This is a genomic window from Streptomyces sp. SID13666 (genome assembly GCF_010548325.1).
GTDB classification, from domain to species: Bacteria; Actinomycetota; Actinomycetes; order Streptomycetales; family Streptomycetaceae; genus Actinacidiphila; species Actinacidiphila fildesensis.
The window spans coordinates 1-23,949 of sequence record NZ_JAAGLX010000034.1 but is presented as its reverse complement, the minus strand read 5'-3'; the positions used below and the strand labels follow the sequence as shown (position 1 = coordinate 23,949).

Sequence of the window (23,949 nt, the reverse complement as noted above, 5' to 3'; positions counted from 1 at the left end):
ATACGTCTTTCCGCCAACAATGCTCGCACACCGGAGGCCGGGAACGGAATGCGTCACATTGACGCGACCCCCATCGTCAATCTGACACGAACGGGCTATCATAGATAACGTCAGGTAGACGAAAAGGCTGTGCTGCACAGAAAGGGCTCCGGGCCCGTGACCACCACAGAACCGCTGGATGTGCTGGATGTTCAGCCCACGCCGCTCGCCCTGCTGCTGCTCGGGCGGGAGTCCGATCCCCGTAGCGAGCGCGGAGTTGACTGCCCCGGCGACCTGCCGGCCGCGTCCGACCCCGACCTGGTCGAGCGCGCCCGCGCCGCCAAGGCGAAGCTCGGGAGCAAGGTCTTCATCCTGGGCCACCACTACCAGCGCGACGAAGTCATCGAGTTCGCCGATGTGACCGGTGACTCCTTCAAACTCGCGCGGGACGCCGCCGCGCGCCCGGAGGCCGAGTACATCGTCTTCTGCGGTGTGCACTTCATGGCCGAGTCCGCGGACATCCTCACGTCCGGCAAGCAGGCCGTGATCCTCCCGGACCTGGCGGCCGGCTGCTCGATGGCCGACATGGCCACCGCCGAGCAGGTCGCCGAGTGCTGGGACGTGCTGACCGAGGCGGGCGTGGCCGAGGCCACCGTCCCCGTCTCCTACATGAACTCCTCCGCCGACATCAAGGCCTTCACCGGCCGGCACGGCGGCACGATCTGCACGTCCTCGAACGCCGAGCGCGCGCTGGAGTGGGCGTTCTCACAGGGCGAGAAGGTGCTCTTCCTTCCCGACCAGCACCTGGGGCGCAACACCGCGGTACGCGATCTGGGCCTGTCGCTCGACGACTGCGTCCTCTACAACCCGCACAAGCCGAACGGCGGCCTGACCGTCCAGCAGCTGCGCGACGCCAAGATGATCCTGTGGCGCGGCCACTGCTCCGTGCACGGCCGCTTCTCGATCGAGTCGGTCGAGGACGTCCGCGCCCGGATCCCCGGGGTCAATGTGCTGGTGCACCCCGAGTGCAAGCACGAGGTCGTCTCCGCCGCCGACTACGTCGGCTCGACGGAGTACATCATCAAGGCGCTGGACGCGGCCCCGGCCGGCTCCGCGTGGGCGATCGGCACCGAGCTGAACCTGGTCCGCCGGCTCGCCAAGGCGCACCCGGACAAGCAGATCGTCTTCCTCGACAAGACCGTCTGCTTCTGCTCGACGATGAACCGCATCGACCTGCCGCACCTGGTGTGGACCCTGGAGTCGCTGGCGGACGGCAAGCTCGTCAACCGCATCCAGGTGGACGAGGAGACCGAGCGGTTCGCCAAGCTGGCCCTGGAGCAGATGCTGGCGCTGCCGTAAGGCCCGGTAACGCTGAACGGGCGGGCCGGAACCCTGAGGGTTCCGGCCCGCCCGTTCATGAGCGGTACGAGGTGCGAGGTGCGATCGCGCGGCTCAGCCCGGGATGAGCCCGTCGTCGCCGAGCATCTCCCGGACCTCCGTGAGGGAGGCGTCGGGAGACGGCAGGATCAGCTCCGACGGCTCCAGGGAGGCGTCGGGCAGCGGTTCGCCCAGTTCCCGTACGGCGTCGAGCAGGGCTCCCAGCGTCTTGCGGAAGCCTTCCTCGTCACCGCTCTCGATCTGGGCGAGCAGTTCGTCGTCCAGCACGTTGAGGCGGGTGAGATGGCTGTCGGCCACCTTCACCTGCCCCTCCCCCATGATCCTGACGATCATGACGGCGCCTCCTAGTCGGTTCGGCTACGGCCCGGCGGTTGTCCTGCGTCACTGCTGTCCTGCGTTACTGCTTGTCCATCCGCGGCTTGTCCTCGGGCTGCTTTCCGCCCTCGATGGCCTGCTGCGGAGTGCCACCGGCCAGTTCGGCCTTCATCCGGGCCAGCTCCAGCTCGACGTCCGTACCACCGGACAGCCGGTCCAGCTCGGCCTGGATGTCGTCCTTCTGCAGGCCGCTCTGGTCGTCCAGGGCGCCGGACGCCATCAGCTCGTCGAGGGCACCGGCCCGCGCGCGCAGCTGCTCGGTCTTGTCCTCGGCGCGCTGGATCGCCATGCCGACGTCGCCCATCTCCTCGGAGATGCCGGAGAACGCCTCGCCGATCTTGGTCTGGGCCTGGGCGGCCGTGTACGTGGCCTTGATGGTCTCCTTCTTGGTGCGGAAGGCGTCCACCTTGGCCTGCAGCCGCTGCGACGCGAGAGTGAGCTTCTCCTCCTCGCCCTGCAACGTCTGGTGCTGCGTCTCCAGATCCGTGACCTGCTGCTGCAGCGCGGCCCGGCGCGACAGCGCCTCACGGGCCAGATCCTCACGACCCAACGCCAGCGCCTTGCGGCCCTGGTCCTCGTAGGTCGACGACTTCTTCTGCAGCTCGTTCAGCTGCAGCTCCAGGCGCTTGCGCGAGGTGGCGACATCGGCCACACCCCGACGTACCTTCTGCAGCAGTTCCAGCTGCTTCTGGTACGAGTAGTCAAGCGTCTCGCGCGGGTCCTCGGCCCTGTCCAGGGCCTTGTTGGCCTTCGCGCGGAAAATCAATCCCATCCGCTTCATGACACCGCTCATGGGCCTCGCGCGCCCCCTTCTCGGACTACAGCTCCAGCACCTCTACAGACCCCACAGTACGGGCCCTGGTTCCATTACCGCACTGTTCGGCGACGGATGCGCTCCTCCCTAGGGACGATCACGGTTCGGTGACCTAAGGCCCAAGGAGTAGGTGAAGGCTGGGGTTCCCGCCCCGGGGCACGTAACCTGGAGTCGTGTTCCGACGTCGTTCCCCAGATGAGCAGGCCTCAACCACCACGGTGCTTGAGGACCAGCCCCGCGACCCGCAGGCTCCCAAGGGTCGCCCCACGCCCAAGCGCAACGAGGCCCAGGGCCAGCGCCGCACCCGTGCCGTCGTGCCGACCGACCGCAAGGCCGCGGGCAAGCAGGCACGCGAAGCGCGCCGTGCCGAGATGGCCAAGCAGCGCGAAGCGCTGGCCGGTGGCGACGAGCGCTACCTGCCCGCACGAGACAAGGGACCGGTGCGCAAGTTCGTCCGGGACTATGTCGACTCGCGCTACCGCGTCGCGGAGTTCTTCCTTCCGCTCGCGGTGGTCATCCTCGTCCTGAGCATGATCCAGAACACTCAGCTGCGGAACCTCTCGCTGCTGCTGTGGATGGTCGTGATCGTCCTGATCCTGGTCGACTCCGTCATCACGACGATCCTGCTGCGCAAGCAGCTGCGCACCCGCTTCCCCGACAAGAACCTGCGCGGTGCGGTGGCGTACGCCCTGATGCGGACGCTCCAGATGCGCCGGCTGCGGCTGCCGAAGCCGATGGTCAAGCGCGGCGTGAAGCTCTGAGCACCGGCAGATCCGGGTTCGAGGGCGGCGCGGCCGGCTGGCTGGGCGGTCTCGGCGGGCTGCGCAACGTCGTCCGCCAGGAACTGGTGGCTCGGCAGCTCGACGAGCAGATAACGGCGCGCTTCGCCGTGGGCCGCCGGCTGCGGGTGCTCGACGTCGGCCCCGGCCAGGGCACCCAGGCGCTCCGGCTGGCCCGCGCGGGGCACCAGGTCACCGGCCTGGAGTCCGACCCGGAGATGCTCGACGCGCTGCGCACCGCGCTGGCCGTCGAACCGGAGGGCATACGCGAGCGGGTCTCCCTGATCGCGGGCGACGGCCGGGAGACCGGCCGGCACTTCGGCCCCGGCAGCTTCGACCTCGTGCTCTGCCACGGCGTGCTGATGTACATGCCCGAGCCCGACCCGATGCTGGCCGCGCTGGCCCGGGTGCTGGCGCCCGGCGGTCTGCTGTCGCTGCTCGTACGCAACGCCGACGCGCTGGCCATGCGGCCGGGGCTGCTCGGCGACTGGCCAGCAGCGCTCGACGCCTTCGGCAGCGACACGTACACCAACCGGATCGGCCTCGACGTGCGCGCCGACCGCCGGGAGGCCGTGACCGCGACCCTCAACGGGCTGGGCACCCCGGTGCACTCCTGGTACGGGGTCCGGGTCCTCACCGACGCCGCACCGAACGACGCGCCGGTACCGGCGGATCTCGAACCGCTGCTGGCCGCCGAGGAACAGGCCGGGCGGACGGACCCGTACCGCGCCGTGGCGGCACTGCTGCACCTGTGCGGGGTACGCGCCTAGGGCGTGCTTCGGCCGTCGGCCGGACCGTCGGCGAAGGCAGTGAGAGCGACGGCGGCACCGGGGCCACGATCGCGAACATGGTGCAGACCTCGGCCGCGATCAACCCCGGCAACAGCGGCGGCGCCCTGGTGAACCTCGACAACGAGGTCATCGGCATCCCGACCCTGGCCGCCACCGATCCCCAGATGGGCGCGGGAGCGGCGCCGGGCATCGGCTTCGCGATCCCGGCCGCGACCGTCACCGACATCGCCGGCCAGATCATCAAGGACGGCCGCGTCACCGACTCCGGCCGCGCCGCCCTCGGCATCACCGCCCGCACCGTGGTCGGCGACGACCTCCAGCCGTCCGACGTCGCCGTGGTCTCGGTAACGGGCGGCGGAGCCGCCGCGAAGGCCGGACTCAAGGCGGGCGACGTCATCACCAAGATCGACACAACCGGGATCTCGACGCTGCAGTCCCTGACGGAGGCACTGGCGGCCCACAAGCCGGGCGACAAGGTCCAGGTGACGACGAGCGTGGCGGGGCCACGAAGACGGCGGAGGTCACGCTGGGGTCGGTCTGACTCGTCAGGCGTGCCACAGCCGGGGCCCGGATCCCCGGCCCTATCCGCACGTGGCGCGGGCCCGTCACACATTCCCCACCGGGGCCTGGACGCGAGGGGCCGGGATCGCGGTTGGGGGCACCCCCGGCCGAAGGTTGCGGGAGGGTCCGAAATGCTGCCGTGTATTCGTGAGCCGCCAGGCTCATAAATAGTCGATTTCGGACCCCCCACGCCGGAGAGCCCGGCCCCGACCCCGAAGCGGCCGGTACCGAACCCCCCGCGCGCTACGCCGCTATTCCTCGTTCCCGTGCAGGCTCATCGGGCCGTAGATCTTGGTCTCCCCGTCGAAGAGCACGACCTGGTCCGCGCCGCCCTCCACCAGGTCCTTCCAGAGCTCACCGATCCAGGACTCCGCATCCCCCTGCGTCGTGAACTCCTCCGGCTGCACCGCGGGCGCAACCTCGGTGCCGTCGGCCTTCTCGAACCGCCACGTCCACGCCATGTATTTCTCCTCGGTCCTCGGTCCACAGCTGCTGCTGTCCGTCGTGTGCCTGTCCCGCAGGGTAACCGCATGGCGGACCCGGCGAGCCCGCCGTACGCGGACGCGAGACGATCGGGGGGTGGAACTGACACTGCTCGGCACCGGAGGCCCCGAGGGCCTGCCCCTGCCCGACTGCCCCTGCGCCTCCTGTGCGGGCGCCATCGGCGACCGCGACGGGCCGCGCGCCGCGACCGCCGTCCTCGTGGACGGCGTGCTGCTGCTCGACCTCACCCCCGGGCTGGCCTTCGCCGCCGCCCGTTCCGGGCACTCCCTCGGCGGCGTGCGGCAGGCACTGCTGTCCCACCCGCACGACGGGCCCGCGGTGGAGATCCCCGTCGGCCTGCCGGCACCGGGCCGCGTCCCCGACGGTCAGGAGCTGACGCTCCTGACCGGGCACCGGGTACGCGCCGTCCCCACGGACGCGCCCGGCACCGGCTACGAGATCGAGGGGCCGGACGGGATGAAGGCCCTCTATTTGCCACCGGGCTGCGCCCCCGCCGGGGTCCAGGAGGCCGCCGCACCGTACAACGTGGTGCTGTTCGACGCGGTCGACCGGCCCGACGCGCTGGGCAGGCTGCGCGCCGCCGGCGCCGTGGGCCCGACCACCGACGTCGTCGCCGTGCACATCGACCACAGCGCGCCGCCCGGCGCCGAGCTGCGGCGCCGGCTCGCCGCGCTGGGCGTGCGCGCCGTCCCCGACGGCACCACGCTGGTCGCCGGCGACTACCACGACGTACCGGACGTGCCCCGCCGCACGCTGGTGCTCGGTGGCGCCCGCTCCGGCAAGTCCGCCGAGGCGGAACGGCGGCTCGCCGCGTTCTCCGACGTCCTGTACGTGGCCACCGGCGGCACCCGCGAGGGCGACCAGGAGTGGGCGCGCCGCGTCGCGCTGCACCGCGACCGCCGGCCCGGTACGTGGGCGACGCAGGAGACCTGCGACCTGGTGCCGCTGCTCGCCGTGGACGGCGCGCCGCTGCTCATCGACTGCCTGGCGCTGTGGCTGACGTCCGCGATGGACTCCGTCGGCGCCTGGGACGACGAGCAGTGGGCGTCGGGCGGCGAACGCGAACTGCACGCCCGGGTCGCCGAGTTGACGGCGGCGTGGCGGGCGACGCGGCGCACGGTGGTCGCGGTGAGCAATGAGGTGGGTTCGGGGGTGGTTCCGGGGACGGCGTCGGGGCGCCGGTTCAGGGACGAGTTGGGGCGGTTGAACGCCGCTGTTGCGGGAGAGTCCGAGCAGGTGCTTCTTGTGGTGGCGGGTCAGGCGGTTTCGCTGCGCGGCTGATGGGGCTGTGTCCTGGTCGGGGCCGGGCTCTCCGGCAGGGGGGTCCGAAATCGACTATTTACGGGCCTGGCGGCCCACAAATAGCTCGGCAGCATTTCGGACCCCCCTGCCTGCGATCCCGGCCCCTCGCGTTCACGCCCCGGTGGGGGTTGGGTGACAGGCCCGCGCCACGTGCGGGTAGCGCCGGCCCTTCGCGTTCACGCCCCGGTGGGGGTTGGGTGACGGGCCCGCGCCACGTGCGGGTTGGGGGTGGGAACTCCGGGCCGCCGCCGGTCGATCCCGCGCCGGCAGGCGACCCTGCGGCCCGCACCCCACGGCCGGAGGCCGGCAGGCGCCCGCTTCCCCTGGCCCGAGGCGCAGCCGGTACTGTGCGGCGAATGAGCGGCCTGAATCTCGATGACTTCGGCTCCCTGGTGGAGCGTCCCGACGCCGGTGTGCGGCGTGACGCGCAAGACCGGTGGCAGCGTCTGGTGAGCCCTCCGGGGGCTCTCGGCAAGCCCGCGGAGCTGGCCGAGTGGCTGTCGGCCGCTCAGGGGCGGGTTCCGGCGCGGCCGATCGCCCGGCCACGGGTGCTGCTGTTCGCCGGGGACCACGGGGTCGCGAGCCTGCGCGTCTCGGCGCATGAGGCCGGTACGGCCGTGGCGCTGGTCCGGGCGGTGCTCGACGGTGGGGCGCCGGTGAATGTGCTGGCGCGTCAGTTCGGGGCGCAGGTCCGCGTGATCGACATGGGCCTGGACTGCGATCCGGCGGAACTGCCGGCCGAGGTCACCGCGCACCGGGTGCGCCGCGGCTCAGGGCGGGTGGACGTGGAGGACGCGCTCACCGTCGAGGAGGCCGAACTGGCGTTCCGCGCGGGCATGGCCATCGCCGACGAGGAGGCCGACTCCGGTACCGACCTCGTGCTGCTCGGTGACATCAGCGTCGGTGGCACCACGGCCGCCGGCATTCTCGTGGCGGCGCTGTGCGGTACGGACGCCTCTGTGGTGACCGGCCGCGGCTCCGGGATCGACGACCTGGCGTGGATGCGCAAGTGCGCGGCGATCCGTGACGGGCTGCGCCGGGCCCGGCCGGTCCTGGGCGACCAGCTCGAACTGCTGGCCGCGAGCGGTGGCGCGGACCTCACCGCGATGACGGGCTTCCTGCTGCAGGCCGCCGTGCGCAAGCTGCCCGTCGTGCTGGACGGTGTCGTCTCCGCGGCCTGTGCGCTGGTCGCGCAGCGTGTGGCGTTCCGGGCTCCCGACTGGTGGCTGGCGGGCCAGGCGAGTGGTGAGCCGGGGCAGGCCAAGGCTCTGGACCGGCTCTCCATCGAGCCGCTGCTCGACCACGGCGTACGGCTCGGCCAGGGCACCGGCGCGCTGCTCGCGCTGCCGCTGCTGCAGGCCGCGGCGGCGCTGGCGGCGGAGTTGCCGGACGTGTCGGGCGAGCCGGTGGTGGAGCGGGCCCCGGAACCCGTCACGGAACCTGTCGCCGTCACGTCGGAGGAGCCGCCCGCGGACCCGCCCCGCGACGCGGCCGACACTCCGTAGAGCGCCGTTCCGCCCGCCCTCCGGGGTGGGCTCCGCGGGGCGTAGCCGGATCCGGCCACCGCCCCTGCGACGAGGATCCGGACATTCCGTCATAAGATCCACAACCATGGGAATGGGCAGCACGACACCGGGTCGCACACCGCAGGACGGGGAGGGCCGTCCGCATGTCTGGGGGCAGCGCTCCGCCGCCTACGCCGTCTGGTATCTGCGGGCTGTCGCCTTCCTCAACTTCCTCGGGGCGGTGTGGGTCTCCTTCGGAGCCGACATCCGGCGGCACAACATCGAGGACCTCTTCACCCCGTATCTGCTGACCGCGGGCTTCACCACGGGTGTGTTCGCGCTCTTCTTCGCCATCACCATGCGGCGCCGCAAACGGGCCGCGTGGGTGCTCAATCTCGTGCTGAGCGGGCTGTTCCTGCTGGTGCTGGCGCTGACGATGGGCTTCGCCGAGTACCGGGGCCACGTCCAGAACTGGATCACCCTGGGCCTGACCGGCTCCTTCGTCGCCGCCCTGCTGGTCGGCCGCCGTGAGTTCCGGGCCAAGGGCGACCGCTCCAATCCGAAGCACGCGATCCTGACCGCCGTCGGCGGCCTCATCGTGGGCTCGCTGATCAGCGCGCTGCTGGTCACCGCGACCAACAGCGAACACGGCTCGGACTTCGGCGCCAGCTTCCGTTACGCGATCATGCGCATGATCGCGCTCGACCCGAATGACGACAATTACGCGAACATCTCAACGCCCGGGTGGGTGGATGTCGTCATCAACGTCATGAGTGCGTTGCTCTTCCTGCTCGTGCTGTACGTGGCGTTCCGCTCGCCGCGCGGCCGGGCACTGCTCGGCCCGGAGGACGAGGCCAAGCTGCGCGGGCTCCTGGACCGCTACGGCGACCGGGACTCGCTCGGCTACTTCGCGCTGCGCCGCGACAAGAGCGTCATCTGGTCGCCGAGCGAGAAGTCCGCGATCGCGTACCGGGTCGTCGGGGAGGTGTCGCTGGCGTCCGGGGATCCGATCGGCGACCCCGAGGCGTGGCCCGGCGCCATCGACGCCTGGCTCGCCGAGGCCCGCGAGCACGCCTGGGTGCCCGCGGTGATGGGCGCGAGCGAGGAAGCGGGCGTGATCTACGCCAGGCACGGCCTGGACGCCCTGGAGATCGGGGACGAGGCGATCGTCGAGACCGCCGAGTTCACCCTGGACGGCCGCGCCATGCGGACCGTGCGGCAGGCGTACAACCGCGTCAAGCGGACCGGCTACACCGTCCGGATGCGCCGGCACGACGACATCCCCGCGGACGAGATGGACGCGATGCTGGAGCGCGCCGACGCCTGGCGCGACGGCGAGACGGAGCGCGGGTTCTCGATGGCGCTCGGCCGGCTCGGCGACCCCGCCGACGGGCGCTGCGTCATGGTCGAGTGCCACGACGGCGAGGGTGTGCCGCGCGCGCTGCTGAGCTTTGTCCCGTGGGGTCCGCAGGGGCTGTCGCTGGATCTGATGCGCCGCGACCGCGACTCCGAGAACGGGCTGATCGAGTTCATGGTCATCGAGCTGATCCAGCGCGCCGACGAGGTGGGCGTGCGGCAGATCTCGCTGAACTTCGCGATGTTCCGCTCGGTGTTCGAACGCGGCTCGAAGCTGGGCGCCGGGCCGGTGCTGCGGTTCTGGCGCTCCCTGCTGACGTTCTTCTCGCGCTGGTGGCAGATCGAGTCGCTGTACCGGGCCAACGCCAAGTACCGGCCCATCTGGGAGCCGCGGTATCTGCTGTTCGGCAAGAGCAGCGAGCTGCCGCGGATCGGAATCGCCAGTGCCCGGGCCGAGGGCTTCCTCGAAGCGCCGCGGCTGCCGTCCCCGCTGCGCAGACGCGACCGAGAGCGGACCGCTGCCAGGTGAGCCCCTTCAACAAGCGCCTCCGCGACTTCGCATACGTCGAATGGGGCGGAATCTCCCGAGATGTGTGGTTCGAGCTGCGGACGAAGAAGCTCCGCGCGATCCCACTGACCCTCTCCGCGTGCCTGTCCATCCTGACCCTTCAGGTGATCCAGCACTCCGGGAGCACCGGCACGGAGTGGGTCAACCGGCTCGGCGGCGTCTACGCGACGCTCCCGTGGTGGAAGGCGCTGCTGCGCACGCCCCTCTCGCTCTTCGTCCCCGACCCGTCGCTGCCGGTGTGGGGGCTGATCGCCCAGGTCGTCTTCATGTTCGGCATCGCCGAGATGACGGTCGGCAGGCGGCACACCCTCGGCATCGGGCTCCTCGCGACGCTCGCCGGCACGTCGTTCGCCCGCTACTCGCTCGCGGTCGGCCCCGACGGCTTCCTCGGGCTCCCGGTCTCCACCCTCGTCGTGCGCGACACCGGCCCGTCGGCGGCGGTCGTCGCCCTCGGGGTGTACGTGGCCTGCCGCTACCGCGCCTGGTGGACGGGGGGCGCGCTGATCCTCGCGATGCTCGTCGAGGTCGTCTTCATCGTGAACCTCGCGGGCTTCGAGCATCTGACGGCGATCGTGGCGACGCTGCTGCTGTGCGCCCTGGAGGGCCACCTCCGGCGGCGCCGGGAGGCGGAGCTCCATCGGGAGTCACCGCGGCAGCCCTCGGGTTAGCCGCCCGGGGTAGCCTCACGCGGTGACCGACTCCGCCGAGCCCTCGAAGGCCGGACCCGCGCCCGCCGCCTCCGTCGCGGACGCGCTCCGCTTCGCCTTCGGCACCCTCACCGCGCTGCCGGTGACCCTCACCCGCTGGGACCGGTCCGCCGCGCGCGGCGGGATGCTGTGCGCGCCGGTCGTCGGGGCGGTGGTGGGCCTGTGTGCCGCCGCGGTCGGCGGACTGCTGCTGCTCCTGGACGCGTCCCCGCTGCTCGCCGCCGTCGCCACCGCGGCCGTGCCCGCCGCCCTGACCCGCGGTCTGCACCTGGACGGCCTGGCCGACACCGCCGACGGGCTCGGCAGCGCCAAGCCCGCCGAGGACGCCCTGCGGATCATGAAGCAGTCGGACATCGGGCCCTTCGGCGTCCTGACGCTGCTCTTCGTCCTCCTCGCCCAGGTCGCCTGCCTCGCCGCCCTCTACGCCGACAGCTGGTCCCACGGCGCCGCCGCGGCCGCCGTCTCCGCCGTGGTGGCCCGTACCGCCATGACCCTGGCCTGCCGCGACGGCGTCCCCCCGGCCCGCCCCGACGGCCTGGGCGCCGCCGTGGCCGGAGCGGTCCCGCTCCGCATCGCGGCCCTCACCGCGGCCGGCACCCTCGTGGTCGCGGCGGCGGCCGGCGCCCTCTTCGGCCTCTCGCCCGCCCTCCACTTCGCCCTGGCCGCCCTCCTCGCCCTCATCACGGCCGAACTCCTCCTCCGCCACTGCCGCACCCGCTTCGGCGGCATCACGGGCGACGTCTTCGGCGCCCTGGCCGAAACGGCGGCGACGGCGGTTCTGGTCGTCCTGTCCCTGGGCTGAGGGCGGCCTCGCCGGGTGCTGTCGCACCAGGCGCCATGGAAGCGTCTGTGGCGGAAGTGAAAGGATCGCTCGGACAGAGGCGAATCACGGGGGTTAGACAGTGGCGAATCGTCCGACGGATTGGCATGTGCTGGACCTGGACCGGGATCCGGTGCCGGGTGATCCGTACGAGGTGAAGGAACTCGCCCGGAAACTGGGCGACTTCGCGGACGATGTGTCGTCGGCGTTGCGGTCGGTGCGCGGGCTGAGCGGCAACAACGCGGTGCAGGACTGGGCGGGTCTGGCGGGGGACGCGTACCGCGAGCAGTTCGGGGATCTGCCGGGCGAGCTGGGCAAGTTGGAGAAGTCCTACCGGCTGGCTTCCGGGGCGTTGGAGACGTACTGGCCGAAGCTGGAGACCGCGCAGGCGGACGCGGACCGCGCTTTGGCGCAGGGGCGTACCGCCCGGCAGGATCTGGACGCGGCCAAGACCACGCAGGGCAACGCCGACGACTGGGTGAAGCGGGCGGGCGACAAGTCCAAGGAGTACCAGGCCGATCCGAAGCCGGGCGTGGAACCGCCGTCGGCGGACGAGGTCCGTACCGCCACCCGTAATGCGCTGGACGCTTCGAACGCGCAGAAGTCCGCGAACACCGCCGTCCACGACGCGCAGCAACGCCTGGACGCGGCGAAGGAACTGGCAGCTCAGGCCGCCCACCTGCGGGACACCGCCGCGTCGACCGCGGAGCACGCCCTGCACGAGGCGTCCGACGCTGGGATCAAGAACAAGCACTGGTGGGAGAAGGCGGTCGACTGGGTCGCCGACCACTGGGACGACATCGTCGCGGTCTGCAAGGTCATCGTCGCCGTGCTCGGCATCGTCGTCCTCATCATCGGCGGACCGCTCGCCTGGATCGTGCTGGCCGCCGCATTGGTCGTCCTCGCCGACACCCTCATCAAATACGCGCAAGGAAAAGCCAGCCTCTGGGACGTCTTCTTCGCCGCCCTCGACTGCATCCCCATGTTCAAGGGCCTGACCACCGCTGGCGGCCTGCTCAAAATGGCCAAGGAACTCCCGGCACTGCTGAAGAGCGGCAAGGCCCTGGAGAACATCGCCAACAGCGTCCGCAAGGGGGCAGGCGGGCTGCGTCAAATGGGACGCGAGATGAAGAAGCTCTTCACCTGTGGCGACCCCATCGACGTGGCAAGCGGCGAAATGGTCATGTCAGCCACCGATCTCCAACTTCCCGGTGTCCTGCCGCTGACCCTGGATCGCCACTTCCGCTCCTCGTACCGGGCGGGCCGCTGGTTCGGTAAATCCTGGGCCTCAACGCTGGACCAAAGGCTTCATCTCGACGATCAGGGTGTGCGCTTCACCACTGGCGACGGGATGCTGCTGCACTATCCCGTCCCCAGCGCAGGCCTTTCCCTCATGCCTCTCGAGGGTCCACGCTGGCCCTTGACATGGGACGGCGGACCTACCAGTGACATGTCGGTCCGCATACCCGAGTCCGGCCGGACTCTCGGTTTCACGCCGCACCCGGGCACAGCCGAACTCCTGCTCACTTCGATCAGCGATCGGTACAACAACCGCGTCACCATCACCTACTCCGCGGACGCGGCCCCCGTCGATCTGCGCCATACGGGGGGATACCACGTCGGAATCGAGACAGGGGGCGGCCGAGTCACCGCTCTGCGCCTCCTCAGCGATCCGGAACGGCCGCTGTTGATGGGATACGGATATGACGGCGACGGCAACCTCACCCAAATCTTTGACTCCTCCGGCCTGCCGCTCGCCTTCAGTTACGACAAACGTGGCCGTATCACGGGCTGGGAGGACCGGACAGGGACCTCGTACGGCTACGAGTACGACGAAGCAGGACGCTGTGTGGGTACGACAGGCTCGGAAGGGATTCTGAACTACCGCTACTCATACGATCCCGACGCCCGCACCACCGTCGCCACAAATTCTCTCGGCCACGCCACCACGTTCCACTTCAATGATCAGTACCAACTCATCCGCGAGACCGATCCGCTGGGGCAGGTCACCCTGCTGAGCTGGGATCGGTACGACCGCCTGCTCACCAGGACCGACCCCCTCGGCCGCACGACGAGCTGCGCGTACGACGGTGCCGGCAACCTGACCATGGCGACCCGCCCTGACGGCAGCTCCGCGACGATCGAGTACAACGACCTCAACCTGCCCGTGAGGATCACCCAACCCGACGGAACGCGCGCCCGCTACTCCTACGACGCCGCTGGGAACCGTACGTCCGCGACCGACGCGCTCGGCGCCACGACGACCTTCACCTACGACGAGCGCGGCGGTCTGACCAGCGTCACCGACGCGTTCGGCACAGTGCAACAGGTCGTGGTCAATGACTCCGCCGGTCTTCCGGCGGCGATCACCGACGTAGGTGGCACCACGATCCGGATCACGCGGGATGCATTCGGACGCATGGTGGAGGCCGCTGACGCGTCCGGGGCGTCCACGAGTGTCGGCTGGACGGGCGAAGGGCAGATCGCTTGGCGCATGGCTCCGGACGGGTCCGTTGAGCAATGGTCGTACGACGTCGAGGGAAACCCCGTCGCGCACCGCTCCGGCAGCGGCCGTGCAACACGATACGAGAACACTCATTTCGACCTCTGCGCCGTTCGTACGGAACCGGACGGCTCTCGTTACGAGTTCACCTACGACACCGAGCTACGAGTGGTGGCGGTAACCAACGCGCAGGGCCGAGTCTGGAGCTACGACTACGATCCCTCGGGCCGCCTCGTTGGGGAGACCGACTTCAATGGCCGGAAGCTCAGTTATCGCTACGACGCAGCCGGTCAATTGACGGAACGCATCAACGGAGAGTGGCAAAGCATCCGATTCGAGCGGGATGTCCTGGGCAATGTCACCCGGCAGGATGCCGGTGGTGTGGTCACCGACTTCGTTCACGACGCACTCGGACGCCTGAAATGTGCCGTCAGCCCCGTTGCCGACCTCTCCCGGGAGCTGGACCCTCTCGGCCGCATTCTGGCCGAAAGCGTCAACGGTCGTACTGTTTCCTCGCGTTACGACGCAATAGGCCGCCGTACTCGGCGCACCACGCCGAGCGGGGTCCTGAGCGTCTGGGAATTCGGCACCACCGGCAGGCCGATGTCCCTGCGGTCGGGCAGCCACACCGTGCGCTTCGCGTACGACGAAGCGGGCCGGGAGGTCGAGCGCGACCTAGGGGGCGTGGCACTCAGCTGGCAGTGGGACGACAACAACCGTTCGACAGCACAGACACTGTCAACCCGCGGCCCGAAGTCCCCGACGGCGCAACGGCGGACCTTCACTCACGCCGCGGACGGAAGCCTCACAGCCGTCGATGACGCCTCGGGGGGCTTTCACCACTTCGAGCTGGATTCCGCGAGCCGCGTCACTGCCGTCAACGGTGCCGACTGGACCGAGGCATACGTCTATGACACCGCCGGGAATCTCGCCGCCGCGACACTGCCGGCCGGTGAGCACACCAGCCCGGAATCGGGCGACCGGTCCTACAACGGAACGCTCATCCAGCGGGCGGGGCACGTCAACTACGCATACGACGATCAGGGCCGGGTGGTCAGGCGTACGCAAAAGCTACTCTCGGGTGGCAGTCGTGTATATCAATACGTGTGGAACGCCGAAGACCGGCTCACGGACGTCACCACCCCGGACGGCATCGCCTGGCACTACGAGTACGACCCGCTCGGCCGCCGAATCTCCAAGTCACGCCTTGCCGACGACGGAACTACCGCCCTGGAAACAACGGAATTCGTCTGGGACGGCACGCGCCTCGCCGAGCAGACAACCGCGGATGCCACGACAACATGGGATTGGGAACACGGCGACATACCCGTCGCACAGACGGTTCGCGCCGCATTGCGCGATGCCCCTCAGGACGACATCGACGAGCGCTTCTACGCCATAGTCACCGATCTGGTCGGTACGCCAACCGAAATGGTCGACGTATACGGTGTGATCGTCTGGAAGAATCGGTCGACACTGTGGGGATCACCGCTCGGCGGCACGTCACCGGCGAATGTGGACTGCCCTCTGCGCTTTCCCGGGCAGTACTACGACGCCGAGACCGGCTTGCACTACAACTATCAACGCTATTACGAACCCGGGACCGCCCGATACCTCAGTCCGGACCCGCTCGGCCTCACTGCCGCTCCCGATCACCACGGCTATGTCTCCAACCCTCTCAATTGGTCCGATCCGCTGGGTCTCAAGGCCAAGTGTCTGGTGGATCTCTACCACGGCACAACGGGAGCCGGCCTGGACGGAATCCTCAAGAACGGGATCGATCCCACCTTCAGTACTCGGGCCATGGACTTCGGACGCGGCGGCTTCTACGTCACCAATGACGCCAACCAGGCCCGACAGTGGGCCACAAGACTCGCCGACCGGGCGGGCGGCACAGCGGAGGTACTGCACTTCCGCGTTCCGAAGAGCGAGCTGGACAACCTCACGAGTAAGATCTTCCATGGTCCCAGCGACGACCTGGCCAGCTTCATCAGGCATCACCGCAATGGCGGCGCAATGCACAGCTTCGAGATGGTGGAGGGCCCCATGCTGTTGAACCTCAGGGCTTTCCGCGGCGGCGCGGACGGCGTCTTCAAGGGACACCAGATAGCGATCTTCTCCTCTAAGGCAGCTGATCTGTTCACCCGATCCTTGGTCCGTTAGGAGATCGACTCGTGTCCGAGTTCACGATGCCCGCAGTTCCGGAGATGCAGGAATACCTGGGCGAAGTCGCCGAAGAACTGGTGACCCTCTTCGGGATCTCCCGGGCCGAGGCGGTGGCGCGTATCAACCGGGCGTGGGGCAACCAGGTGTTCAACGAATGGCCCGACCTACTGGCCCACGAGGAGCCCGAGCACTGGGCCTACGGCCTCTATTACGAAGGTGACGTGCCCTACTGGGAGCCCGACGCCGACCGGTCCCAATGGCGGATCCGCCAGGCCCCGCCGCGGGACTCGCCCGCCTGGACCCTGGAGGCCTGACCGGGTGGCGGTATCGCGGGCCCGGCAGAGGCACTCGGCACGGTCCGCCCGGTGCCGACGGATCCTCAGCGCGACCTGGCAGGCCACATCTGACCGGAAAGGATGCTCCGAACCCCTTCCCCGCACCGCAGGATGACAAGGGCTGAGCGGTTCCGGGGTCATGGGGGGAACGGACGATGCAGCATCTGGCGTGTCCTGAGGGCCGCTGGGAGGTGGCGACGGCGCTGCCGCATGCCCGGCTGCGGCCGGGGGTGCAGCGGTACCGGGGGTACCGGCTGAACCTGGACCTGCCGCGGCAGCGGCTGGAGGTCCCGGACGGCGCGGTGACGCTGTTGTTCTCCTTCGACCATGAAGTGCGGGTGACGGAGGCCCTGACGCCGTCGGCCCCCGGCAACGCCCACCGCTCGATGCTGGTCGGGCTGCGCACCAGCGCCGGCCTCGGGCGGCACAGCGGCCGGCTGTACGGCCTGGAGGTCATCCTCTCGCCGTGGAAGGCGTATTCGCTGTTCGGGATCCCGATGCACGAACTCGCCGACACCATCACCGACCCCATCGACCTGCTCGGCCCCCGCTGCCGCGATCTCGCCGACGCCCTCGCCTGCGCCCCCGGCTGGGCCCAGCGCTTCGACCTGCTGGACACCGTGTTCCTGCACTGGTCCGAGGACGCGCTCCCCGTCTCAAACCGCGTCCGGTACGCCTGGCGGGAACTCGCCAGGACCTCCGGCGCCCTGCCCATCGGCGAGCTCGTCGCCGCCACCGGGTGGGGCTGGCGGCAGTTGGAGAACCGCTTCCGCGCCGAGATCGGGCTGACGCCGAAGGGCGCGGCGCGCGTCATGCGGCTGCGCAAGGTGCTGCGGCTGATGGCGGCGGACCTGCCGGTGGCGGGCATCGCCGCCGAGTGCGGATTCAGCGACCAGGCGCACCTGAACCGCGAGTTCAAGGCGATGATCGGCCGCACCCCCCGCCAGTTCCGGCACGCCCGCGGCCTGGACTTCGCGGGCCCGCCCACGGTGGACCGGGTGGACGGCCAGGTCACCAGCATCATCCTGACCTGACGCCGGCCTGCGCCGAACCGTGCCGGGTGCGGGTGCCGGGTGCGGGTGCGGGTGCGGGTGCGGGTGCGGGTGCGGGTGCGGGTGCGGGTGCGAATTTCTTCAATACGGCGCGACCGCCGCTCTGCGAGCCTGCCGAGGTGTATGACACCCGAACGGCCCCGTCCGCCCCGGCGGCACTACGGCGCTACCAGGAACTGCTCGCGGACCAGAACCGGTTGCTCGCCGAGCAGAACGCCCTGCTGGAACGCATCCAGACCTTCACCGCCCTGGCCGCCGCACCGTCACCGCCCGCCGTCTCCCGCTGCGACCCACCCGTCCTGCCCCCGACGCTCGTGCAGCGCCACATCCTGCTGCTCCTCGCGGACGGCACCAAGGACAGCGCGATCGCCCGCCGGCTGGGCGTCAGCGAACGATCCGTCCGCCGCCACGTCGGCTCCCTCGCCGAACGGGCCGGAGCCAGCAACAGGTTCACCCTGGCACTGGCCGCGGCCCGCCTCGGCTGGCTGCCGGCCTACGACCGGCGGGCCGTCTAGGCCCACTGGGCCCTCTAGTACCAGCCGGTACACACGGTGGTGCCGTTGAACCCGCACGCCCGCATGACGTAACCCGCGTCATCGAAGGCCGGCGTGTGGGTGTCGCTGCCCGACTGCTGCGTGGTCATCCCCATCGGCCCGGTCCACGTGGACCCACCGTTGCTCGACCGGTCGACCCACACCTTGTTGCCCACGTTGGAACTGCTGATCCGTCCCCACGCGCACCGGCTGGACGTGCTGTAGCGCAGCTCGATGTACATGCTGCCGTTGTGCGCGGTCTTCTTGGTCACCGCGTTGCTCGTACTGCACGCCGCGGGCGCGCTGGGCGCCGCGCTCGCGGCTGGGGCGAGGGTGACGACACCTGCCACGACGATGGCGGTACTTCCGATTCCTGCGGCGATCCGGCGCTTGAGCGAAGACATCTGCGATTCCCTTCGGCTACCTGCTGGGACCCCCCGATCCCACCAGCCGAAGTCCTCCCGGACGAGGGCGAACAGGACATGCGTCCCCTTCCGGACACCCTGGAACCGTTAGACCGCCGCGTACGTCGCTGCGGCGGTCACCGTGCCGCCAGCTCGAACCACATCAGCTTGCCGCACAGCCCGAACGGCTCCTCCCCCAGCGCGTATCCGCCGCACCGGTCCGAGAACAGGTCCAGCAGGAAGAGCCCGCGCCCGCCGTCCGCGTCCGGATCCGGCGCGAGCGCCGCCGGCAGCTCCGGGTTGTTGTCCCGGACCGTCACCCGCAGCCGACGCGGCTCCCAGTTGAGCCGCAGCGAAGCGGGGCCCTGCGCGTAGCGGTACGCGTTGGTCGCCAGCTCCGAGGTCAACAGCGCCGCCGTGTCGACGAGTTCACGTAAGCCGTGTGCCACGAGGATCGCCCGGACGGTCGTCCGGGCGATCCCGGGTGCGCGTGGGTCGTGCGGCAGCTGGAGGTAGTACTCCCAGCCATCACTGGAGGTGGGATCGGGGCACGACGGCTGCACTGCGTACATGTTGCCCTCCGGGCAGGTCGAGTGGCGTGCGTCACACAGTAGAGCGTTGAGTTAGATACTTTCTACCAAACACGGTAGATCTGTCGTCCAATGGACCCTTGGGACTCGGAACGGCAGACTTGGCCGCGATCGGAAAGAGGGGCCAATGCCGCCGAGGACAACGCCAACTGCGCGTCAGCAGCGCCTGGGTGCCGAGATGCGCAAGCTTCGGGAGAAGGCGGGGATGTCCGCTCGCGAGGCCGGAGCCCTGCTGGGCGGGGACCAGGCGCGGATCAGCAACATCGAGACCGGTCGGGTCGGGCTCAGCGCGGACCGCGTCAGGACGCTCGCCTGCAACTACGACTGCTCGGACGACGGGCTGATCGAGGCCCTGACCGGGATGACCGGCGAACGCAAGCGCCAGTGGTGGGAGGAGTACCGGGGCGTTCTGCCGCCCGGCATGCTCGACATCGCCGAACTGGAGCACTACGCGGTCGAATTGCGTACCGCGCAGACCGTGAGCCTGCCCGGCCTGCTGCAGACCGTCGACCACGCGCGGGCCGTCTTCCGCGAGGCGGTGCCCACCCTGCCGCCGCCGGAGATCGAGCACCGGCTCTCACACCGGATCAAGCGGCAGGCCGTCCTCTACCGGGACGCCCCGCTCCGCTACACCGCGGTCATCCATGAGGCCGCCCTGCGGATGCAGTTCGGCGGCCGGGCGGCCTCCCGCGAGCAGTTGCAGCACATCCTGGACATGAGCGAGCGTGACGGCGTCACGGTCACGGCGATCCCCTTCGCGGCCGGAGGCTTCCCCGGCTCCGGTCAGACGATCGCCTACGCGTCCGGCGCCGTCCCGCAACTGGACACCGTCCTGCTCGACCAGTCCCACGGCCCGGCGCTCCTGGACGCCGAGGCTCAGCTGGCCAAGTACCGCGACATTCTGGACCGGCTGGACCGGGTGGCTCTCAAGCCCGGCGAGTCCCGGGACTTCATCCGTGAGATCGCCCAGAGCCTCTGAAAGGCAGGACCCTTGTCCACGTCGGACTGGCAGAAGTCTTCGCACTGCGCCGAGAGCAGCAACTGCATACAGCTGGCCGCCGTCGGCCCCCGCGTATCCATACGCGAAAGCACCGAACCCGGGGCGATCGTGACGACCACCCCCGCCCGGCTCAGGGCGTTCCTCGACGCCGTGAAGGCAGGGGCCCTCGACGCGCCGCGTCAGGCGTAGGCTCGACCGCGGCACAGGCCGCGCAGCCCTGGCGTGCCGCCCCGCGGGCGTAGCGGAATACGATGCGAGGGGCGCGGCCGGCCCACCCCTCGGCCGACAACATTCGACGGAACAGGACCACCCTCACCGTGACTGCACTGACACTCAGCACTTCCTCCGGCGCAGCGTTGCGCGCGGATGCCGTCGTCATCGGAGTGACCAAGGGCGCCAAGGGCCCCGAGGTCGCCGCCGGTGCCGAGGCCGTGGACGCGGCGTTCGACGGCAAGCTCGCCGCGACGCTGGAACTCCTCGGCGCCTCGGGCGGCGAGGGCGAGGTGACGAAGCTGCCGGCTCCGTCCGGCGTGAAGTCGGCGGTGGTGCTCGCTGTGGGTCTGGGTGAGACGCCCGCCGACGGTGCCGGCTACGACGCCGAGGCGCTGCGCCGGGCGGCCGGTGCCGCGGCGCGTGCGCTGTCCGGGACGAAGAAGGCGGCGTTCGCGCTGCCGGCGACGGACGCGGCGGGCGTGGAGGCGGTGGCGACGGGCGCACTGCTGGGCGCTTACGCGTACACGGCGTACCGGGTGGACAGCGCCGGCGGCAAGGGTCCGCTGGGCGAGATCGCCCTGGTGGGTGCCAAGCCGCGCGACAAGGCGCACAAGGCCGCGGCCGAGCGGGCAACCGCGGTGGCCGAGGAGGTCAACCGGGCGCGTGACCTGATCAACATGCCGCCGAACGACCTGAACCCGAAGGCGTTCGCGTCGGCGGTCCAGGCCGCGGGCAAGGAGCACGGCCTCAAGGTCGAGGTGCTCGACGAGAAGGCGCTGCTCAAGGGCGGCTTCGGCGGCATCATGGGCGTCGGCCAGGGCTCGGCGACCCCGCCGCGGCTGGTGAAGGTGGCGTACACCCACCCGAAGGCGAAGAAGACCGTCGCGCTGGTCGGCAAGGGCATCACGTACGACTCGGGCGGCATCTCCCTCAAGCCCCCGGGCCACAACGAGACGATGAAGTGCGACATGAGCGGCGCGGCCGCCGTGTTCGCGACCGTCGTGGCCGCGTCCAAGCTGGGCCTGCAGGTCAACGTGACCGGCTGGCTGGCGCTCGCGGAGAACATGCCGGGCGGCAACGCGACGCGTCCCGGCGACGTGCTGAAGATGTACTCGGGCAAGACCGTCGAGGTGCTCAACACCGACGCCGAGGGCCGGCTGGTCCTGGCGGACGCGCTGGCGCGCGCCTCCGAGGACAACCCGGACGCGATCGTGGACGTGGCGACGCTGACCGGCGCGATGGTGCTGGCGCTCGGTACTCGTACGTTCGCGATCATGTCGAACGACGACGGCTTCCGTACCGTGCTGCACGAGACGGCGACGGAGTCGGGCGAGCAGGCGTGGCCGATGCCGATGCCGCCGGAGCTGCTCAAGGCGATGGACTCCCCGGTCGCGGACATCGCGAACATGGGCGAGCGGGCGGGCGGCGGCCTGGTGGCCGGTCTGTTCCTGCAGGAGTTCGTGGGCGAGGGCATCACCTGGGCGCACCTGGACATCGCGGGCCCGGCGTTCAACGAGGGCGCGCCGTTCGGCTACACCCCCAAGGGCGGCGCCGGCACGGCGGTCCGCACCCTGGTCCGGCTGGTCGAGAAGGCCGCCGCGGGCGACATCCTCTAGACCCCCGGCAAACCCCGGACGGACGCGCTTCCGACCGCGCGTTTCAGCCGGAATTCAGTGCTCGTTTGTACGAAGGTACGGCCCCGGGCTAGCACGCCCGGGGCCGTACGCGCGACCGGGCGGGTGTTCGCCCTGAGCGAGATTCCAGCGCCCGGAGTGCCCCTTACGGGCCAGTAGCCTCCCGGGATGAGGCTTAAGTCCGTCTCAGACCCCGGCCCGGTGGCCCGTCCGCCGCGAACAAGTGCGAAGATGTTGGTCGGCACGACAGGGCCCAGTTTTCACAGTTTTCAGACATAGCGGCCGAATAACAGCCGCCGCCCGGTCACCACAGACCGGCTCCGGCGTACCCATGCATGGAGGACGTGACGTGGCGAACGACGCCAGCACCGTTTTCGACCTAGTGATCCTCGGCGGCGGCAGTGGCGGTTACGCCGCGGCGCTGCGCGCGGCGCAGCTGGGCCTGGACGTCGCCCTGATCGAGAAGAACAAGCTCGGTGGCACGTGTCTGCACAACGGCTGCATCCCCACAAAGGCTCTGCTGCACGCGGGCGAGATCGCCGACCAGGCTCGTGAGAGCGAGCAGTTCGGTGTCAAGACCACCTTCGATGGCATCGACATGGCGGGTGTCCACAAGTACAAGGACGACGTGATCGCGGGCCTGTACAAGGGTCTGCAGGGGCTGGTCGCCAGCCGCAAGATCACTTACGTCACGGGTGAGGGCCGGGTGTCCTCCCCCACCACCGTCGATGTGAACGGCGAGCGCTACACCGGCCGCCACCTCCTGCTGGCGACCGGCTCCGTGCCGAAGTCGCTGCCGGGTCTGACCATCGACGGCGACCGCATCATCTCCTCGGACCACGCGCTGGTCCTGGACCGCGTCCCGAAGTCCGCGATCGTGCTGGGCGGCGGCGTCATCGGCGTCGAGTTCGCCTCCGCGTGGAAGTCCTTCGGCGCGGACATCACGATCATCGAGGGCCTGCCGCACCTGGCCCCGCTGGAGGACGAGAACAGCTCCAAGATCCTGGAGCGCGCCTTCCGCAAGCGCGGCATCAAGTTCAACCTCGGCACCTTCTTCCAGAAGGCCGAGTACACGGCCGACGGTGTGAAGGTGACCCTCGCCGACGGCAAGGAGTTCGAGGCCGAGCTGCTGCTCGTCGCCGTCGGCCGCGGCCCGGTCTCGCAGGGCCTGGGCTACGAGGAGGCCGGTGTCGCACTCGACCGCGGCTATGTCCTCGTCGACGAGTACATGCAGACCAACGTGCCGACCATCTCGGCCGTCGGCGACCTCGTCCCGACCCTCCAGCTCGCGCACGTCGGCTTCGCCGAGGGCATCCTGGTAGCTGAGCGGCTGGCCGGTCTCAAGGCCGTGCCGATCGACTACGACGGCGTTCCGCGCGTCACGTACTGCCACCCGGAGGTCGCCTCCGTCGGTATCACCGAGGCGAAGGCCAAGGAGCTGTACGGCGCCGACAAGGTCGTCACCCTGAAGTACAACCTCGCGGGCAACGGCAAGAGCAAGATCCTCAAGACCGCGGGCGAGATCAAGCTCGTCCAGGTCAGGGATGGTGCCGTCGTCGGCGTCCACATGGTCGGTGACCGTATGGGCGAGCAGGTCGGCGAAGCCCAGCTGATCTACAACTGGGAAGCCCTGCCGGCCGAGGTCGCCCAGCTCATCCACGCGCACCCGACCCAGAGCGAGGCGCTCGGCGAGGCTCACCTGGCCCTCGCGGGCAAGCCGCTGCACTCGCACGACTAAGCCCCTCACCACGCACCCCATCCGCACAGATCGTTAGGAGCAACCGCAACCATGGCGGTTTCCGTAACCCTTCCGGCGCTCGGCGAGAGCGTGACCGAGGGCACCGTCACCCGTTGGCTCAAGGCCGAGGGTGAACGCGTCGAGGCAGACGAGCCGCTGCTCGAGGTGTCGACCGACAAGGTCGACACCGAGATCCCGTCGCCCGCTTCCGGCATTCTGGCCTCCATCAAGGTGGCCGAGGACGAGACCGTCGAGGTCGGCGCCGAGCTGGCCATCATCGACGACGGCTCGGGCGCGCCCGAGCCGTCGTCGATAATGGCCA

General features: G+C 70.0%; 22 protein-coding genes and 1 pseudogene. 18 read left to right on the top strand and 5 right to left on the bottom strand.

Annotated features, from left to right (window positions below; genetic code table 11):
• Positions 1 to 156: 156 nt before the first annotated feature.
• Positions 157 to 1,338, top strand: coding sequence for a quinolinate synthase NadA (gene nadA / locus G3I60_RS31885; protein WP_138356208.1), 1,182 nt, complete (start codon positions 157 to 159; stop codon positions 1,336 to 1,338).
• A gap of 93 nt (positions 1,339 to 1,431) precedes the next feature.
• Here nadA and G3I60_RS31880 read toward each other — a convergent pair whose 3' ends face one another.
• Together G3I60_RS31880 and G3I60_RS31875 are read right to left on the bottom strand one after the other, a co-directional pair.
• Positions 1,432 to 1,710, bottom strand: coding sequence for a hypothetical protein (locus G3I60_RS31880; RefSeq protein ID WP_164296222.1), 279 nt, complete (start codon positions 1,708 to 1,710; stop codon positions 1,432 to 1,434).
• A gap of 64 nt (positions 1,711 to 1,774) precedes the next feature.
• Positions 1,775 to 2,545: a PspA/IM30 family protein gene (locus tag G3I60_RS31875; protein ID WP_138356210.1), complete on the bottom strand. Its 771-nt coding sequence runs from the start codon at positions 2,543 to 2,545 to the stop codon at positions 1,775 to 1,777.
• 194 nt (positions 2,546 to 2,739) lie between these two features.
• Here G3I60_RS31875 and G3I60_RS31870 point away from each other — a divergent pair, with 194 nt between their 5' ends.
• The 3 genes and pseudogenes from G3I60_RS31870 to G3I60_RS31860 all read left to right on the top strand — a co-directional run.
• A complete protein-coding gene (locus G3I60_RS31870; RefSeq protein WP_138356211.1) occupies positions 2,740 to 3,327 on the top strand; it encodes a DUF3043 domain-containing protein in 588 nt (195 codons plus the stop codon).
• An 86-nt stretch (positions 3,328 to 3,413) separates the two neighbouring features.
• Positions 3,414 to 4,115 (top strand): bifunctional 2-polyprenyl-6-hydroxyphenol methylase/3-demethylubiquinol 3-O-methyltransferase UbiG, encoded by a 702-nt coding sequence (locus tag G3I60_RS31865; RefSeq protein WP_138356212.1) that lies wholly within the window; start codon positions 3,414 to 3,416, stop codon positions 4,113 to 4,115.
• An 8-nt stretch (positions 4,116 to 4,123) separates the two neighbouring features.
• Positions 4,124 to 4,677: pseudogene (locus G3I60_RS31860) on the top strand (S1C family serine protease); the annotation flags it as partial.
• A 271-nt stretch (positions 4,678 to 4,948) separates the two neighbouring features.
• On the opposite strand, the gene G3I60_RS31855 reads toward G3I60_RS31860, so the two are convergent.
• Positions 4,949 to 5,158, bottom strand: coding sequence for a hypothetical protein (locus tag G3I60_RS31855; protein ID WP_138356213.1), 210 nt, complete (start codon positions 5,156 to 5,158; stop codon positions 4,949 to 4,951).
• 118 nt (positions 5,159 to 5,276) lie between these two features.
• Here G3I60_RS31855 and G3I60_RS31850 point away from each other — a divergent pair, with 118 nt between their 5' ends.
• The 9 genes from G3I60_RS31850 to G3I60_RS31810 all read left to right on the top strand — a co-directional run bounded on the left by G3I60_RS31850 (position 5,277) and on the right by G3I60_RS31810 (position 18,030).
• Positions 5,277 to 6,482: a bifunctional adenosylcobinamide kinase/adenosylcobinamide-phosphate guanylyltransferase gene (locus G3I60_RS31850; protein ID WP_164296219.1), complete on the top strand. Its 1,206-nt coding sequence runs from the start codon at positions 5,277 to 5,279 to the stop codon at positions 6,480 to 6,482.
• Between the two features lie 377 nt (positions 6,483 to 6,859).
• Complete coding sequence (gene cobT, locus G3I60_RS31845; protein ID WP_164608063.1) at positions 6,860 to 8,008, top strand: nicotinate-nucleotide--dimethylbenzimidazole phosphoribosyltransferase; 1,149 nt, start codon at positions 6,860 to 6,862, stop codon at positions 8,006 to 8,008.
• A 112-nt stretch (positions 8,009 to 8,120) separates the two neighbouring features.
• Positions 8,121 to 9,893 carry a phosphatidylglycerol lysyltransferase domain-containing protein gene (locus G3I60_RS31840; protein ID WP_164296215.1) on the top strand — a complete coding sequence of 591 codons (1,773 nt, stop codon included), beginning with the start codon at positions 8,121 to 8,123 and terminating at the stop codon, positions 9,891 to 9,893.
• Complete coding sequence (locus G3I60_RS31835) at positions 9,890 to 10,600, top strand: hypothetical protein (RefSeq protein ID WP_164296214.1); 711 nt, start codon at positions 9,890 to 9,892, stop codon at positions 10,598 to 10,600. Before G3I60_RS31840 ends, G3I60_RS31835 begins: the two co-directional genes overlap by 4 nt.
• Before the next feature lie 22 nt (positions 10,601 to 10,622).
• Positions 10,623 to 11,441, top strand: a complete 819-nt coding sequence (locus G3I60_RS31830; RefSeq protein ID WP_164296212.1) for an adenosylcobinamide-GDP ribazoletransferase — start codon at positions 10,623 to 10,625, stop codon at positions 11,439 to 11,441.
• Between the two features lie 100 nt (positions 11,442 to 11,541).
• On the top strand, positions 11,542 to 16,125 hold the full coding sequence (locus G3I60_RS31825) for a DUF6531 domain-containing protein (protein ID WP_343241495.1): 4,584 nt from the start codon (positions 11,542 to 11,544) through the stop codon (positions 16,123 to 16,125).
• 11 nt (positions 16,126 to 16,136) lie between these two features.
• A complete protein-coding gene (locus tag G3I60_RS31820) occupies positions 16,137 to 16,442 on the top strand; it encodes a hypothetical protein (protein WP_244809140.1) in 306 nt (101 codons plus the stop codon).
• 176 nt (positions 16,443 to 16,618) lie between these two features.
• A complete protein-coding gene (locus tag G3I60_RS31815) occupies positions 16,619 to 17,497 on the top strand; it encodes a helix-turn-helix domain-containing protein (RefSeq protein ID WP_164296209.1) in 879 nt (292 codons plus the stop codon).
• A 137-nt stretch (positions 17,498 to 17,634) separates the two neighbouring features.
• Complete coding sequence (locus G3I60_RS31810) at positions 17,635 to 18,030, top strand: LuxR family transcriptional regulator (protein WP_164296207.1); 396 nt, start codon at positions 17,635 to 17,637, stop codon at positions 18,028 to 18,030.
• 14 nt (positions 18,031 to 18,044) lie between these two features.
• Here G3I60_RS31810 and G3I60_RS31805 read toward each other — a convergent pair whose 3' ends face one another.
• Positions 18,045 to 18,452 carry a DUF2690 domain-containing protein gene (locus tag G3I60_RS31805; protein ID WP_138353715.1) on the bottom strand — a complete coding sequence of 136 codons (408 nt, stop codon included), beginning with the start codon at positions 18,450 to 18,452 and terminating at the stop codon, positions 18,045 to 18,047.
• Between the two features lie 137 nt (positions 18,453 to 18,589).
• Positions 18,590 to 19,024, bottom strand: coding sequence for an ATP-binding protein (locus tag G3I60_RS31800; RefSeq protein WP_138353716.1), 435 nt, complete (start codon positions 19,022 to 19,024; stop codon positions 18,590 to 18,592).
• A gap of 145 nt (positions 19,025 to 19,169) precedes the next feature.
• On the opposite strand from G3I60_RS31800, the gene G3I60_RS31795 reads away from it, so the two are divergent.
• From G3I60_RS31795 to G3I60_RS31775, 5 genes are all read left to right on the top strand, one after another.
• Positions 19,170 to 20,021 (top strand): helix-turn-helix transcriptional regulator, encoded by an 852-nt coding sequence (locus G3I60_RS31795; RefSeq protein ID WP_138353717.1) that lies wholly within the window; start codon positions 19,170 to 19,172, stop codon positions 20,019 to 20,021.
• 12 nt (positions 20,022 to 20,033) lie between these two features.
• Positions 20,034 to 20,231 carry a DUF397 domain-containing protein gene (locus G3I60_RS31790; protein ID WP_164296205.1) on the top strand — a complete coding sequence of 66 codons (198 nt, stop codon included), beginning with the start codon at positions 20,034 to 20,036 and terminating at the stop codon, positions 20,229 to 20,231.
• Positions 20,232 to 20,359: 128 nt separating this feature from the next.
• Entirely contained in the window at positions 20,360 to 21,871 is a 1,512-nt protein-coding gene (locus G3I60_RS31785; protein WP_164296203.1) for a leucyl aminopeptidase, read from the top strand.
• Positions 21,872 to 22,238: 367 nt separating this feature from the next.
• A complete protein-coding gene (gene lpdA / locus G3I60_RS31780; RefSeq protein WP_164296201.1) occupies positions 22,239 to 23,627 on the top strand; it encodes a dihydrolipoyl dehydrogenase in 1,389 nt (462 codons plus the stop codon).
• A 51-nt stretch (positions 23,628 to 23,678) separates the two neighbouring features.
• The coding region (locus G3I60_RS31775) for a biotin/lipoyl-containing protein (protein WP_343241983.1) at positions 23,679 to 23,949 on the top strand (271 nt) is incomplete at its 3' end.

Bases quoted from the DNA above. Each gene is read 5' to 3' on its own strand.
- G3I60_RS31880 (WP_164296222.1), bottom strand. From the start codon at position 1,710: ATGATCGTCAGGATCATGGGGGAGGGGCAGGTGAAGGTGGCCGACAGC.
- G3I60_RS31875 (WP_138356210.1), bottom strand. From the start codon at position 2,545: ATGAGCGGTGTCATGAAGCGGATGGGATTGATTTTCCGCGCGAAGGCC.
- G3I60_RS31855 (WP_138356213.1), bottom strand. From the start codon at position 5,158: ATGGCGTGGACGTGGCGGTTCGAGAAGGCCGACGGCACCGAGGTTGCG.
- cobT (WP_164608063.1), top strand. From the start codon at position 6,860: ATGAGCGGCCTGAATCTCGATGACTTCGGCTCCCTGGTGGAGCGTCCC.
- G3I60_RS31840 (WP_164296215.1), top strand. From the start codon at position 8,121: ATGGGCAGCACGACACCGGGTCGCACACCGCAGGACGGGGAGGGCCGT.
- G3I60_RS31815 (WP_164296209.1), top strand. From the start codon at position 16,619: ATGCAGCATCTGGCGTGTCCTGAGGGCCGCTGGGAGGTGGCGACGGCG.
- G3I60_RS31805 (WP_138353715.1), bottom strand. From the start codon at position 18,452: ATGTCTTCGCTCAAGCGCCGGATCGCCGCAGGAATCGGAAGTACCGCC.
- G3I60_RS31800 (WP_138353716.1), bottom strand. From the start codon at position 19,024: ATGTACGCAGTGCAGCCGTCGTGCCCCGATCCCACCTCCAGTGATGGC.
- G3I60_RS31795 (WP_138353717.1), top strand. From the start codon at position 19,170: ATGCCGCCGAGGACAACGCCAACTGCGCGTCAGCAGCGCCTGGGTGCC.